Origin of the sequence: Actinopolyspora sabaoui (genome assembly GCF_051225635.1) — a bacterium.
Lineage (GTDB): Bacteria > Actinomycetota > Actinomycetes > Mycobacteriales > Pseudonocardiaceae > Actinopolyspora.
This window is the reverse complement of record NZ_JBMIHH010000007.1, coordinates 72,114-85,489: the sequence shown is the minus strand read 5'-3', so window position 1 is coordinate 85,489 and position 13,376 is coordinate 72,114. Positions and strand designations below refer to the sequence as shown.

At 68.5% G+C, this 13,376-nt stretch carries 12 protein-coding genes; 7 read left to right on the top strand and 5 right to left on the bottom strand.

The genetic code is table 11. The features are described 5' to 3' along the window. Positions 1–21 precede the first annotated feature (21 nt). Both ACOQFL_RS14950 and ACOQFL_RS14945 read right to left on the bottom strand, forming a co-directional pair. Positions 22–657 carry an MBL fold metallo-hydrolase gene (locus ACOQFL_RS14950; RefSeq protein ID WP_435544771.1) on the bottom strand — a complete coding sequence of 212 codons (636 nt, stop codon included), beginning with the start codon at positions 655–657 and terminating at the stop codon, positions 22–24. Positions 658–770: 113 nt separating this feature from the next. Next, the gene (locus tag ACOQFL_RS14945) at positions 771–1,445 is read right to left on the bottom strand and encodes a TetR/AcrR family transcriptional regulator (RefSeq protein ID WP_435544967.1); all 675 of its coding nucleotides are present in this window, start codon (positions 1,443–1,445) and stop codon (positions 771–773) included. A gap of 95 nt (positions 1,446–1,540) precedes the next feature. On the opposite strand from ACOQFL_RS14945, the gene ACOQFL_RS14940 reads away from it, so the two are divergent. The 4 genes from ACOQFL_RS14940 to ACOQFL_RS14925 all read left to right on the top strand — a co-directional run bounded on the left by ACOQFL_RS14940 (position 1,541) and on the right by ACOQFL_RS14925 (position 5,242). Continuing rightward, entirely contained in the window at positions 1,541–2,119 is a 579-nt protein-coding gene (locus ACOQFL_RS14940; protein ID WP_435544770.1) for an SCP2 sterol-binding domain-containing protein, read from the top strand. A 200-nt stretch (positions 2,120–2,319) separates the two neighbouring features. Further along, on the top strand, positions 2,320–3,528 hold the full coding sequence (locus tag ACOQFL_RS14935; RefSeq protein ID WP_435544769.1) for an acyl-CoA dehydrogenase family protein: 1,209 nt from the start codon (positions 2,320–2,322) through the stop codon (positions 3,526–3,528). Between the two features lie 628 nt (positions 3,529–4,156). Continuing rightward, a complete protein-coding gene (locus ACOQFL_RS14930; protein ID WP_435544768.1) occupies positions 4,157–4,675 on the top strand; it encodes a hypothetical protein in 519 nt (172 codons plus the stop codon). Positions 4,676–4,780: 105 nt separating this feature from the next. Further along, on the top strand, positions 4,781–5,242 hold the full coding sequence (locus tag ACOQFL_RS14925; protein ID WP_435544767.1) for a pyridoxamine 5'-phosphate oxidase family protein: 462 nt from the start codon (positions 4,781–4,783) through the stop codon (positions 5,240–5,242). A 509-nt stretch (positions 5,243–5,751) separates the two neighbouring features. Here ACOQFL_RS14925 and ACOQFL_RS14920 read toward each other — a convergent pair. From ACOQFL_RS14920 to pdhA, 3 genes are read right to left on the bottom strand one after another with little or no spacing between them, the layout of a single operon-like run. Beyond that, positions 5,752–7,320, bottom strand: a complete 1,569-nt coding sequence (locus ACOQFL_RS14920) for a dihydrolipoamide acetyltransferase family protein (protein WP_435544766.1) — start codon at positions 7,318–7,320, stop codon at positions 5,752–5,754. 10 nt (positions 7,321–7,330) lie between these two features. Beyond that, positions 7,331–8,350 (bottom strand): alpha-ketoacid dehydrogenase subunit beta, encoded by a 1,020-nt coding sequence (locus ACOQFL_RS14915; protein ID WP_435544765.1) that lies wholly within the window; start codon positions 8,348–8,350, stop codon positions 7,331–7,333. Beyond that, complete coding sequence (gene pdhA, locus ACOQFL_RS14910) at positions 8,350–9,606, bottom strand: pyruvate dehydrogenase (acetyl-transferring) E1 component subunit alpha (protein WP_435544764.1); 1,257 nt, start codon at positions 9,604–9,606, stop codon at positions 8,350–8,352. Before pdhA ends, ACOQFL_RS14915 begins: the two co-directional genes overlap by 1 nt. Positions 9,607–10,118: 512 nt before the next feature. On the opposite strand from pdhA, the gene ACOQFL_RS14905 reads away from it, so the two are divergent. The 3 genes from ACOQFL_RS14905 (at position 10,119) to ACOQFL_RS14895 (ending at position 13,254) form a co-directional block, all read left to right on the top strand. Next, positions 10,119–10,841: a GOLPH3/VPS74 family protein gene (locus tag ACOQFL_RS14905; RefSeq protein WP_435544763.1), complete on the top strand. Its 723-nt coding sequence runs from the start codon at positions 10,119–10,121 to the stop codon at positions 10,839–10,841. 213 nt (positions 10,842–11,054) lie between these two features. Then, positions 11,055–11,756 carry a GOLPH3/VPS74 family protein gene (locus ACOQFL_RS14900; RefSeq protein ID WP_435544762.1) on the top strand — a complete coding sequence of 234 codons (702 nt, stop codon included), beginning with the start codon at positions 11,055–11,057 and terminating at the stop codon, positions 11,754–11,756. 73 nt (positions 11,757–11,829) lie between these two features. Further along, positions 11,830–13,254 (top strand): M20/M25/M40 family metallo-hydrolase, encoded by a 1,425-nt coding sequence (locus tag ACOQFL_RS14895; RefSeq protein WP_435544966.1) that lies wholly within the window; start codon positions 11,830–11,832, stop codon positions 13,252–13,254. Positions 13,255–13,376 lie beyond the last annotated feature (122 nt).

The following is a 13,376-nucleotide window of genomic DNA, read 5'->3' as shown; positions in this document are numbered from 1 at the left end:
CGAGCCCGAAGGGCTGTGCGCTCAAACGCCGGTCGGTTCACCCCGGTTGAGCACGGTGAGGGTGGTCCCCTCCGGACCGAGCCGCTCGAACATGCCGTAGTGCATCTGCGGCATCGACAGCACCGCCTCGTGGATCGGCACCGCCACCCGGGGTTTCATCGCCCGCAGGAAGTCCACCGCCTCGGAGAGCTTCAGCCAGGGCGCCCCGGTGGGCAGTCCGAGCACGTCGACGTGCTGCGCCGGAACGTGGAAGGAGTCGCCGGGGTGGTAGAAGGCGCCGTGCTCCACCAGGTAGCCGATGTTGGCGATGCGCGGGATGTCCGGGTGGATCACCGCGTGCTGGCCGCCGACGACGTTGATCGCCACCCCGGCGAGCTCGAACGCGTCACCGGGGCGGGCCGTCTCGGCCTCGATTCCGTTCTCGGAGAGCTTGGCCGCGGACTCGGTGTCGGCCACCAGCCGCGCGTTCGGGTTGTTGCGCAGCACGTCCGGCAGCCGTTCCAGGTCCAGGTGGTCGTGGTGCTGGTGGGTGAGCAGCACCGCGTCGAGGTCACGCAGCGCCTCGAAGTCGTGGGAGAAAGCCCCCGGGTCGATCAGCAGCCTCGCCGTCGAGGTCTCGACGAGGACGCAGGCGTGGCCGTAGTGGGTCAAGCGCAAGATTGCCTCCGTGAGTTCGTGTCGGTTGTGGGTATCGCGATGATCGAGTGGTCGCGTGCCGACCGTGCCGGCGCGCCGTGTGCCCGTGTGGTCTCAGGGTTCCCGTGGCGGTGTCAGGAGGGTTTCCAGCGGCGTCCCTGGACCATGTCGCCGAAGCCCATCCACACCAGGTTCATCAGGCGCATCGACAGTGCGTCGGCGGTGTACTCCGGATGGTCTACCCACCAGTCGAGCATCGACTCGCCCGCCCCCACCAGCGCGGCGGCGAACGGTTGCATCTGCTCCAGCTGCACCGGTTGTTCGCTGCTGCCTCCCGCGCGGGCCAGCAGCTCGGCGACCATGTCCAGCGCGCGGTCGCGCCACTCGGAGAGCTCGGAGGTGAAGGGCTGCCCCTGCACACTCGCCTGACGGTGCAGGACGGTCCAGCTGTCGCGGTTGTCGTTGACGTACTCGAAGAACGCGTGCAACCCGCGCCAGAGCTGTTCGTCCGGTTTCAGATCCGCGTCCACCGCCTGGCTGATCGACTCGATCAGCCGGTTCGCCTCTCGCCGGATGCAGGCCACGAAGAGTTCGTCCTTGGCACCGAGGTAGGCGTAGATCATGGGTTTCGAGATCCCGGCCACGTCGGAGATCTCGTCCATCGCCGCTTCGTGGTAGCCGTACTTGGCGAACACGGTCACGGCGGCGTCGAGGATCTGACGCTCGCGCACCTGCCTGGGCAGGCGTCTGGAGCGGGGTTTTTCGGAGGTTCCGGACGGGTCCGTCCGATCATGTCTCGCGTCCTGCACTCTTGGCACGGTAGAACAGTATCGATCAGGGGGTTGTATTGCCGGTCTATCTACCCGGGAGTAGTCTTACTCGCGAGTAGGTAATGGAGGACAACATGTCGGAATCCGACCCCATCGCCGCGTTGGCGGCCACCGATCCCAAGAAGGTCAGCAGGGAGGAGTTCGTCAGCCTGCTGGAGGCCGCCTCCGAAGTGGCCGCGTCCGAGACCGAAGTCGATCTCAGTTCGCTGGAGCCGGAACAGTTCGCGCGGCTGATCTCCCGCGCCTCGGACGAGCAGCTGCGGGACGTCATGGACCGCCCGGAGCTGGCCGAACGGATCCTCGACGAACTGTTCCGCCGCATGGGCGAGCACTACCGCTCCGACAAGGCCAAAAGCACCGAGGCCGTGGTGCGTTGGCGCATCAACCTCGACGGCTCCACCTCGCAGGACTCGGACGACGAGTCCGGAGTGCTGCGTTACGAGTGCGTGCTCTCCGGTGGCACGTGCACCGTGAGCAAAACCCCGGAACACGAACCCAGGGCCACCGTGATGCTCGGCCCGGTGGAGCTGCTCAAGCTCGCCTCGAGCAACGCATCGGCGCCCATGCTGTTCATGACGGGCAAGCTCAAGGTGGCCGGTGACGTCGGCTTCGCCGCCGGTCTGACCAAGCTCTTCCAGATCCCGAAGGCCTGACCCCGACGAGTCCGCCCCCGGTGGCCCGACAGGCTCGACCGCCCCGGCAGCCAGAGCGGTTCGGGAGCTCCCCGGTTCACCTGCCCGCCGAGGGGGTCTCGCCCCTCCTCCGGAGGGAGCCGGGCGCCGTGTTTTCCCCGAGGGGCGATCGACGGTCCGATTCGTCCGCGAACCACCAGCAACGACATTCGAGGAACCCCATGAGCTTCTCACTGGAACTCACCGAAGAGCACCAGGAACTGCGCGACTGGTTGCACGGCTTCGCCAAGAAGGAGATCCGGCCCGCCGCCGCGGAGTGGGACGAGCGGGAGGAGACTCCCTGGCCGATCATCTCCGAGGCCGCCAAGGTCGGCCTCTACGGTTTCGAGACACTGGCGACGTTTTGGGCCGACGAGACCGGCCTGTCGCTGCCCATCGCCAACGAGGAACTGTTCTGGGGCGACGGCGGGATCGGGATGGCGATCTTCGGTACCACGCTCGCGGTGGCGGGAATCTTCTCCGCCGGAACCCCGGACCAGCTCGCCGAGTGGGTTCCGCAGTGCTACGGCGACGTCGACGAGCCCCAGGTGGCCGCGTTCTGCTCCTCCGAACCCGAAGCGGGTTCGGATGTGGCCGCGATGCGCACCCGCGCGGTCTACGACGAGGCCACCGACGAGTGGGTGCTCAACGGGCACAAGGCGTGGGCGACCAACGGCGGGATCGCCAACGTGCACGTGGTGCAGGCCGTGGTGGACCCCGAGCTCGGTCCGCGTGGGCAGGCCGCCTTCGTGATCCCGCCCGGCACGCCCGGGCTGTCCGCGCCGAGCAAGATCCGCAAGCACGGGCTGCGTGCCTCGCACACCGCCGATGTCTTCCTGGACGACGTGCGGGTGCCGGGGCGCTGCCTGCTGGGCGGAAAGGAGAAGCTGGACGAGCGGCTCGCGCGGGCCAGGGAGGGCGGCAAATCCAGCTCGCAGGCGATGCGCACCTTCGAGCTCTCGCGCCCCACCGTCGGCTCGCAGGCCATCGGCATCGCCCGGGCCGCCTACGAGCACGCCCTGGAGTACGCGACGCAGCGGGAGACCTTCGGGCGCCCGATCATCGACAACCAGGGGATCGCGTTCACCCTCGCCGACATGCGCACCGAGATCGACGCGGCCCGGATGCTGGTCTGGCGGGCCGCCTGGATGGGGCGCAACGAGATCCCGTTCACCGCCGGTGAGGGATCGATGTCCAAGCTCAAGGCCGGTCGGGTCGCGACCTGGGCCACCGAGCGGGCCATCCAGATTCTCGGCGGCAGCGGCTACACCAGGGAGTACCCGGTGGAGCGGATGCACCGCGACGCCAAGATCTACGACATCTTCGAGGGCACCGAGCAGATCCAGCAGCTGGTGGTGGCCAGGGCGGTATCCGGGCGGCACATTCCCTGACGCCGAGGGGCCTTGTCGGTGGCCCGCACCGGAACCGAAGAAGTCCCCTGGACCCGTCCCGAGCCTCCGCCCGGTACAGGCACGGACTCGCGTCGTGCCGGGCAGCCACGAGCTCTCGGGCGCTCGGGGGCGTCGTGGGTGCGCCGCGTCGTCGGCTCCGGGCGAGATGGTCTCGCGTGGGTTGCTCGTCGTTCGTCGTCCCGCGTGAACTTCCCGGCATCCGGAGGAGTACCCGTTACGTATTCTGTGTCACTTTCCGGCTGGGTGTCCCGTGCCTTGGGGTTCCGGAGCGACCCTGTGAGCAAGATCGCAAGCTGTGCGTGGCCTTTGCCACGGTTCGGAATTGTCGCCCGTTTCCGCTTTGTTTCTCTGGAATGCTGGCGGGTTGCGGTCGGGTGAAGTCGGCACATACCTCACCTGAAGAGGTGAGATTGTTCGGCTTCGCCTGCGACGACCGTTGCCCCTGTGTTTGATCGGCGCGGGCGGCCGTCGGGCCGGCCGCGGGCCACGAATCACCGCCGGGGATTCGTGGTGCCGACGCTTGGGTACACCACGCCGGGATCTCCGTCGTACGCGAGACACCGGCAGTATCCCGGCTCGCTTCGAGAGTGATTGGGAGGGCGAAGCGGTGAGCAAGGCGACATCCGACCCTGGAACTCCGATCTTCGGTGAGCTCAACAGTGAGCTCGAGCTGCCGGAGATCGACGTGCACGACTTCGAGTCGCACGAGTTCGGCTTTCCGGAGGGCCCATCGGCCACCCAGCCACCGGAAGCCGAGCCGGCCACCGAGCAGGCGCGGGCCGCCGCCGCGAGCGCAGAGCAGGGCTCCGAGCAGCAGCAGGCGAGCGGGCAGGCCGAGCAGTCCGAGAGTGACTCCGGCGGTTCCCGCCGAGCCAGTGCGCAGCGGGCCGCCCAGCAGCAGTCCGCCTCGGCCTCGGCGAACGGCGCCCCGCAGTCTGGGGGGCAGCAGTCCGAGGGCTCTGCGCAATCGGCCAAGACGTCCGAGACCGGCGACGGCGCCGACTCCGGCGCGCACGGTTCCGGCCAGCACACTTCCGGGCAGAACACCAGTGCGGCCGCGCAGGCCGTGGCTGGGGCCGGGGCCGCGGCACAGCAGCGCGGTGGCCGCAGGCGCAAGGAGGAGTGAGCGGCTCCGAGCACCAGGAACCTCGTTGAACGAGCCGGGACGCCGCCGGACCGTCGAGTCCGGCGGCGAAACCGTGTTGTCGGGGGTGCGTGCGATGTTGGTTCCGTGACCGATTGGAAACAGTTCGAAACCGAAGCACCGGAGCTCGCGACGGCCGTACGGCGGTGTTTCGAGGCACACCGGCACCACGTCCTGGCGACACTCCGCAGCGACGGATCACCCCGGGTCAGCGGCACCGAGGTCCAGTTCCACGCCGGGAACCTGACCATGGGATCGATGCCGGGCGCGCTCAAGGTGCTCGACCTGCGGCGGGACCCACGCGCCGCGCTGCACGCCCACCCGGCTGAGATGACCGAGGGGGACGTGAAGCTTTCCGGCCGAGCGATCGAGGTCTCCGACGGCGAGGAGCTGCGCGCCTACGCCGGCGAGATCCAGCACGAACCCGGAACCTTCCACATGTTCCGCTGGGAGATCCACGAGGTCACGCGAACCAGCGTGATCGATGACCGGCTGCTGATCCGCACCTGGCGGCCCGGAGCGGGTATTACCGACCACCACCGCTCCTGATTCCGAGTTCCGGTTCGGGTTGCGCGGCGGTGCGGGTGGCGGAACCTCCCGCACGGCTCTCGCTGCGGGTCCGGTGACCTCGGGTAGCGACCTACACAACGTCTCCGGCGTCCTCGCGAGAGCCGCACCGGAGAACCCGCGGCGGTGCCGACCGCGGGGGTGGTCGGAGTGTGGCCTGCGGGGGTGGCCGGAGTGCGGCTGCTCCTCGGCGCTGGGGGCCCGACGATTTCGTGGGAAATTGACGGAATTGGGGTCCTCCCGCTGCTCGGGGGTGTCAATTTCTCGCGAAATCGACGCCCCCGAGACCGCCGTCAAGAAGTGACCACGAGCGACGCAGCGGGCTCGTCCCCGGTGCGTGAGTCGGATGCATCGCGAGGCACCGGGGCTCGTGCGTAGGCCGCTACTCAAAAGCGGCCCAACGCGGCGGGGCGCCGACTCACTTGCCGGGAGTCCACCCGACACGTGAGTCGGGCCGCGTAACCAGCTACGGAAACCGAGTCGCCTGAGTTCTACCCAAACGTCAGGGCCATCCCCGGATCGGAGAGCAGCGCTCCGACGTCGGCGAGGAATCGCGAGCCCTGCTGGCCGTCCACCACGCGGTGGTCGAAGCTCAGCGCCAGCTGGCAGACCTGACGCGGCACCACCTGGCCGTCGACCACCCAGGGCATCTCACGGATCGCGCCGAACGCCAGAATCGCCGATTCGCCCGGGTTGAGGATCGGCGTTCCGGTGTCCACCCCGAACACACCCACGTTCGTGATCGTGATCGTGCCGTTGGTCATCGCCTCCGGCGAGGTCCTGCCCTCACGTGCGGTGCTGGTCAGTTCCTCCAGCGCCACGGCCAGTTCCCGCAGCGACATCCCGTCCGCGTCGCGCACCTTGGGGACGACCAGGCCGCGCTCGGTGGCCGCGGCCACGCCCAGATGCACGTAGTCCTTGTAGACGATTTCGCCCGCCTCGCCGTCCCAGGCGGCGTTGACGTCCGGTGTCCGCTTCGCGGCCAGGCACATCGCCTTGGACGCGATCGCCAGCGGCGTGACCTTGACGTCCCGGAAGTCGGGGTGCTTCTTGAGCCGCTCCCGGAACTCCATCATCGGGGTGACATCGACCGTCAGGAACTCGGTCACGTGCGGGGCGGTGAACGCACTGTCCACCATGGCCTGTGCCGTCGCCTTCCGGACCCCCTTGATCGGGACCCGCTGTTCCCGCTCGGCGCTGTCCCGAGCGGGCCGGGTTCCGAGAGCGGAGTCCGGGGAGGTCGCGGCCGTGAGGTCGCCCACGGCCGCGCGTTCCACGTCCTGCCTGGTGATCACGCCACCCGAGCCGGAACCGTGCAGCGACCGCAGTTCCACGCCGAGGTCCTTGGCCAGTTTGCGCACCGGCGGCTTCGCGAGCGGCACCCCGCCACCCGTTGCGGCGCTCGTGTCGCCGACGGCGGCCGACTCGGCCTGCCGGGAGGTGGCTGGCGTGCTCACTGCCGGGGCGGAGCCGTTCATCGCGGTGCCGTTGGTACCAGCGCTGTTGCTACCAGCGCCGGTCGTCACCGGCGTACCGTTGGCGGCGGGCCGTTGTCCCGCCGAGCCGTTGGTACCGCCGCTGCCCGAGCCAACACTGCCGGAACCAGCACTGCCGGACCCTCCGCTGCCGGAGCTGCCTTGCCCGGCCGTGGCGTCCTTCTTGCGAGGGCGGCGTTTCGCGCTGGTCGAGCGCGGGCCGTATCCCACCAGGGTGGCGATCCGGCCGTCGGCTCCTTCCTCGCCGATCTTGCCGCCCTGCTCGGATTGCTCGCCCTGCTCGTCGGGCTTGTCCGCTTCCGGCTCCTCGCCTGCCGCGCCGGCTGGTTCGATCGTCAGGATCGGGGTCCCGACCTCCACGGTCTGGCCTGGTTCGGCGAGCAGCTCGCTGATCGTCCCCGCATAGGGGCACGGCAGCTCGACCGATGCCTTCGCGGTCTCGATCTCCACGATGATCTGGTTCAGCTCGACCGCGTCGCCGGGCCCGATCCGCCAGTTCAGGATCTCCGCCTCGGTCAGCCCCTCACCGACGTCGGGGAGCGGGAAGTTCTTGAGTTGCGCCATGCCTGCCCCCTCAGTAGGTCAGTGAACGGTCGACGGCATCGAGTACCCGGTCGAGGTCGGGCAGGTAGCCCTCCTCCAGCTTGCTCGGTGGGTACGGCGTGTCGAATCCGTTCACCCGCAGCACGGGGGCCTCCAGCGAGTAGAAGCACTCCTGCTGGATCCGGGTGGCCACCTCGGAGGTGACCGAGGACTCCGACGGTGACTCGCTGACCACGACCAGCCGTCCGGTGCGCCGGACCGACTCGGCCACCGGGCCCAGGTCCAGCGGTGAGAGCGAACGCAGGTCCACGACCTCGACGGCGTTGCCGTCCTCCTCGGCAGCGGTCGCGGCGTCCATGCAGGTCTTGACCATCGGCCCGTAGGTGGCGACCGTGACGTCGGATCCGGTGCGCAGCACGGCGGAGCTAACCAGCGGCAGGTGCTCGGCCGTGGGGTCGAGCTCGGCCTTCTCCCAGTACCGGCGCTTCGGTTCGAAGAACAGCACCGGGTCGTCGGAGTCGATGGCCTGCTGCAGCATCCAGTAGGCGTCCACCGGGTTGGAGCAGGAGACCACCTTCAGGCCCGCCACGTGGGCGAACAGCGACTCCGGGGACTCGGAGTGGTGCTCCACCGCCCCGATACCGCCGCCGAAGGGGACCCGGATGACCAGGGGAACCTTCACCTTGCCCTGACTGCGGTAGTGCATCTTGGACAGCTGCGAGACGATCTGGTCGAAACCGGGGAAGATGAACCCGTCGAACTGGATCTCGCAGACCGGGCGGAATCCGCGCATCGCCAGGCCGATGGCCGTACCGATGATTCCGGACTCGGCCAGCGGTGTGTCGAGCACCCGGTGTTCGCCGAAGTCCTTCTGCAGCCCGTCGGTGACGCGGAAAACGCCGCCGAGCTTGCCGACGTCCTCGCCCATGACCAGGACCTTCGGGTCGCGCTCCATCGCGCTGCGCAGTGCCTGGTTCAGGCCCTTGGCGATCGTGATCGTCTGGGTCGGTGTCGTGCTCGAACCGGTCGATTCCATCGTGGGCGCGGCCATCAGCGAACACTCCCCTCGGTGTCGTGGCCGGAGTCGGCGAAGCCTGCGAGGTAGTTCAGGTAGTCCTCCCGCTGTGCCGCCACCACGGGGCTCTCCTCCGCGTAGACGGCGGAGAACATCCGTTCCGGCGGTGGTTCCGGCATGTTCACGCAGAACTCGCGGAACCTGGCCGCCAGCTCGTCGGCCTCGGAATCCACCCTGTCGAAGAACTCCTGGTCGGCGATCTCCTCCCGGAGCAGGTGCGCCCGCAACCGTTCGATCGGGTCCTTGAGCTTCCACGCCTCCAGCTCGTCGTCCAGCCGGTAGCGCGTGGCGTCGTCGGAGGTGGTGTGCGCGTCCATGCGGTAGGTGAACGCCTCGATGAGCAGCGGCCCGTTGCCTTGCCTGGCCTCGTTCATGGCCCACTGCGAGACGGCGAGACTGGCGAGCACGTCGTTGCCGTCGACCCGGATACCGGGGAAGCCGTAGCCCTTGGCACGTTCGTAGAGCGGTACCCGACTCTGCCGTTCGGTCGGCTCGGAGATCGCCCACTGGTTGTTCTGGCAGAAGAAGACCACCGGCGCGTCGTAGACCGAGGCCCAGACCATGCCCTCGTGCACGTCGCCCTGGCTGGTGGCGCCGTCGCCGAAGAAGACCATGGTGGCCTCGTTCGAGGCGGGGTCGTCACCCGAGTTGCCGACCTTGCCGTCGAACTTCTGTCCCATCGCGTAGCCGGTGGCGTTCACGCACTGGTTGCCGATGACGATGGTGTACAGGCTCATGCCGGTTTCGTTCGGGTCCCAGCTGCCGTGGTCCGTGCCGCGGAAGATGCCCAGCAGCTCGGTGGGGTCGATGCCCCGGCACCAGGCGACGCCGTGCTCGCGGTAGCTCGGGAACGCCATGTCCTGCGGTCGCATGGCGCGGCCAGCGCCTATCTGCGCGGCCTCCTGGCCCAGCAGCGGAACCCAGATTCCGAGCTGGCCCTGGCGTTGGAGGGCGTTGCCCTCGCGGTCGGCGCGCCGCACCAGCACCATGTCGCGGTACATGCCGCGTAGTTGCTCGTCGGTGATGTCGATGTCGAAGTCCGGGTGCGATACCCGCTGACCCTCCGGCGTCAAGAGCTGAACCAGGTCAGCTCCGCCTTCGCTGGTCGCACGCAAACCGGCGATCACCTGCTCCCTCGTTGGTGTTGCTGAGGTTGCGGCAGGCACCGCGGTGTCCGCGAGTCGATCGCGATCGTCGGGTCGGCTCGGTCGCGTCCAGTGTTCGGGGGACATGTGGATCTCCTCGTCTCACCCCGGCCCGTCCGCTTGTGGCGGCTTGGACCGGTTACCCCGACCGGCGCCGTCGACCAGGTGGGTCTCGGGTCATCCGATCGGGGTCGTTGGATCGCTCCTCGCCATCCTGGCATGACAACGGCCACTTCCGTGAGCCCTGACACAGAGATCGATGCCGCCTGCAAACCTTGTCCGGCGCACCGTAGCTCGCGGACGGATCAGGTGAATTCCCAGGTCATCAGAGGGGTGGATCTCCGATGGATGGCGTTGTGACAGTTGTATAACCGATTTTTTCCCGGCTGGTTCCGGCACTGGTCAGCGTTGTTGTGGATCATGCTGAATCGATGGTGAGTACGTTCGGTGAAGATTCGTTCACTCTCGGATCGCGGGCTCTTGCGTGCTTCTCGGGGGTCCCACGGGACGCGCTTTCGATGCCGGACCGGCTTCGGTTCGGGGGCTTGATTCGTTCGAAACGGGCCCCAGTGCGTTTCGCGTGATCTAGCATCGCCGCCGTGGAAGCACATCTTTCGCTGTCGCTGTCGGACCAGATCGTGTTGCTGCTGCACGGCTCGGACGGCAGGCAACACGGTGGGGTCAACCACGACGTTCTCACTGCGGCCGCCGAGCTCGCCGAGCTCGTGATGTACGGCCGTGCGGCACTGACCCGCACATCGTTCGGCGGCATCAAAGTCGGGCTGCTCGACTCCACCCCGGTGGGTTTCGAGCCGTTGGAACGCCCGCTGTCGGCGCTGGCGGGACGAATCGCGGGGAAGGGCGAGCCGATCCCGTTTCACACCTGGCTGGCCGAGCGGCGCGGTGCTTTCCAGGAACAGCGCTGGTCTCTGCGGCAGCGGGGATATCTGGAGTACGAGGCGGGAAAGCTGCTCGGTTTCATCCCGCGTGACCGTTACCGGCCGCACGGGGCCCTCCAGCAGGAGTTGATCGGCGTGCTGGGCCAACTCGCCCGTGGCGAGCGTTCACCGGACGATCGGCTGGCCCTGCTGGTCGCGATCGTTTATCCCTCCGGGCTGCATCGGAACATTCTCGGCGTCGACCGGTCGCAGGCCCGCAGGCTCAAGCACATCGCCAAGGGCCAGGAGCTCGAAGGGACGGTCTCGGCTGCCGTGGCCGCCGCGGGGTCCACCATCGGCGCCGTGGTCGCGGGTGGTGGGGGCGGCGGTGTTGGTGGCGGTGGCGGTGACGGCGGTGGTGGTGACGGTGGTGGCGGCGGCTGAGCCGAACGGGGAGGATTTCGGCGGGACGGACTGAATCGATGTGAGTACGCACGGTGCGGGCTCGGTCATTCTTGGCTCGCGGCGCGTTCCCGCCGCTGAGCGCCCTGCCGGGAAGGCGCGGTCCCGGGACGTGAGGTCTCCACTCGTGGTGACGGCGTCCGGATTCGTCCGAAACGGCATCGGAGACGGTGCGTGTGATCTAGCATCACCGTCGTGGAAGCACATCTGTCGCTGTCGCTGCCGGACCAGATCGTGTTGCTGCTGCACCCTCCGAGGGGCAGGCCCTTCACCAGTGTCAACCGCGATGTCGTGACTCCGGCGGCCGAGATCGCCGAGCTCGTGATGCACGGCCGTGCGGAACTGACCCGCACCGCGTTCGGCAATGTCAAAGTCGGTCCGGTCGAGCCGACCCCCATCGGTGTCGAAGCGTTGGACCGGCCACTGTCGGCTCTGGTGAACCGTGCAGGACGCGCTGCCAAACCGTTCTCGTTCCGCTCCTGGCTGAGCGAGCGCACTTGGGCGTTCCAGGAACACCGCTCGTCGCTGCAGCAACGGGGTTACCTCCGACACGAGTCGGACAAGGTGCTCGGTTTCCTGCCTTACGACCGCTATCGGCCGCACGACGCCACGCGGCAGGCCCTGGTCGACGAGATCGTCCAGCTCTCAAGAGGCGAACGATCGCCGGACGATCGGCTTGCCCTGCTGGTAGCCATCGCCTATCCGAGCAGTCTGCACCGGCAGTTCGTGACCAGCTGGTCCCAGTCGAGCAGGCTCAAACACATCGCCAAGGGACAGGAACTCGAAGGGGCGGTTTCGGCCGCGGTGGCAGCGACGGGGGCCGCCATCGGCGCCGCGGTCGGTGGCGGTGACAGCGGCGGTGGTGACGGCGGCGGTGGTGATGGTGGTGGCAGCTGACCTTCACCAGGTCGGACTTCCCAAAGCCGGTCTTCATCAGGCCGGGTGAGCTTTCCCGCGGACTGGGAATACGATCGCGAGTGTGGATCGCACAGCAGTGAACACCTTCGTGCAGCAGCAATGGGAGTCCTCGATACTTCCCAGCCTCTCCGAGCTGGTCGGCATCCCGGCCGTCTCCCCGGCTTTCGACGCGGACTGGGAGGCCAACGGCCACCTGGACGCGATCGTCGAGCACGTGCGCGGCTGGATCGCCGCCCGTGGGATCACGGGTGCCGAGATCGAGGTGTTGCGGCTTCCCGGGCGGAGCCCGCTGCTGCTGGTCGATGTGCCCGCGACCGACGGCGCCTCCGAGGAGACCGCGCTGCTCTACGGACACCTGGACAAGCAGCCGCCGGTCGGGGGCTGGTCCGAGGGGCTGGGGCCGTGGACGCCGGTGGTGCGCGACGGCAGGTTGTACGGCCGCGGTGCCGTGGATGACGGGTACTCGGGCTACGCCGCGATCACCGCCATCGAGGCGCTGCGTTCGCACGGCGGTGCGCATCCGCGCTGTGTGCTGCTGTTGGAGACCGGTGAGGAGTCCGGTAGCCCCGATCTGCCCGCCTACCTGGAGCACCTCGGTGAGCGGCTGGGCCGCGTCGGCCTGGTGGTGTGCCTGGATTCCGGCGGCGGGGACTACGACCGGTTGTGGCTGACCACCTCACTGCGGGGGATGGTGCAGCTCAACGTCACGGTCCGGGTGTTGCACGCGGGCCAGCACTCCGGTGCGGCCAGCGGGCTGGTGCCCGACTCGTTCCGGGTGGCCCGGCAGCTGCTGGACCGGCTGGAGGACTCCGCCACCGGCGAGATCAGGTTGCCCGAGCTGAACGTGCGCATCCCGGAGAACCGGGTGGCCGAGGCCCGGGCGGGCGTCGAGGCCGCGCCGGGGCTGGTGCGCGAGTCCATCGAGCTGCCCGAGGGCATGCGGATGATCAGCGACGACGAGGCCGAACTGGCGCTGAACAACTGGTGGCGGCCCACGCTCTCGGTGATCGGTGCCGACGGGTTGCCGCACCCCTCGGAAGCGGGCAACGTGCTGCGCCCCCACACCACACTGGACCTCAGCTTCCGGCTGCCGCCCACCGCCGATCCGCAGCGGGCGCTGGAGGCGGTGCGGACCGCGCTGGAAACCGATGTCCCCTACGGTGCGAGCGTCGAGTTCGGCCACGCCGAGGCGGGGCAGGGCTTCAACGCTCCTGAGACCGCCGAGTGGTTGAACGACGCCCTGAACGCGGCGGGCACCGAGGTGTTCGGCAACGACTGGCGCAGCATGGGGCTGGGCGGTTCGATCCCGTTCATGGGGTTGCTGCACGAGAACTATCCCGATGCCCAGTTCGTGGTGACCGGGGCGCTGGGGCCGGGCAGCAACGCCCACGTCCCGGACGAGTCGCTGCACCTGGACTACGCCGCCAAGGTCACCAGCGCCGTCGCCTACGTGCTGGAGGCGCACGCCCGGCGCTGACCCCTCGCCGAGGAGCTCGTCCACGGCGCGTCCGGCTGGCCGCCTGCCGGTAACCGGCGGTCTTGGGATCGGTGGGTCGGTGAGTGGCTGCTCGACCGGTTCGACGGGAAATTTTTCCGGTC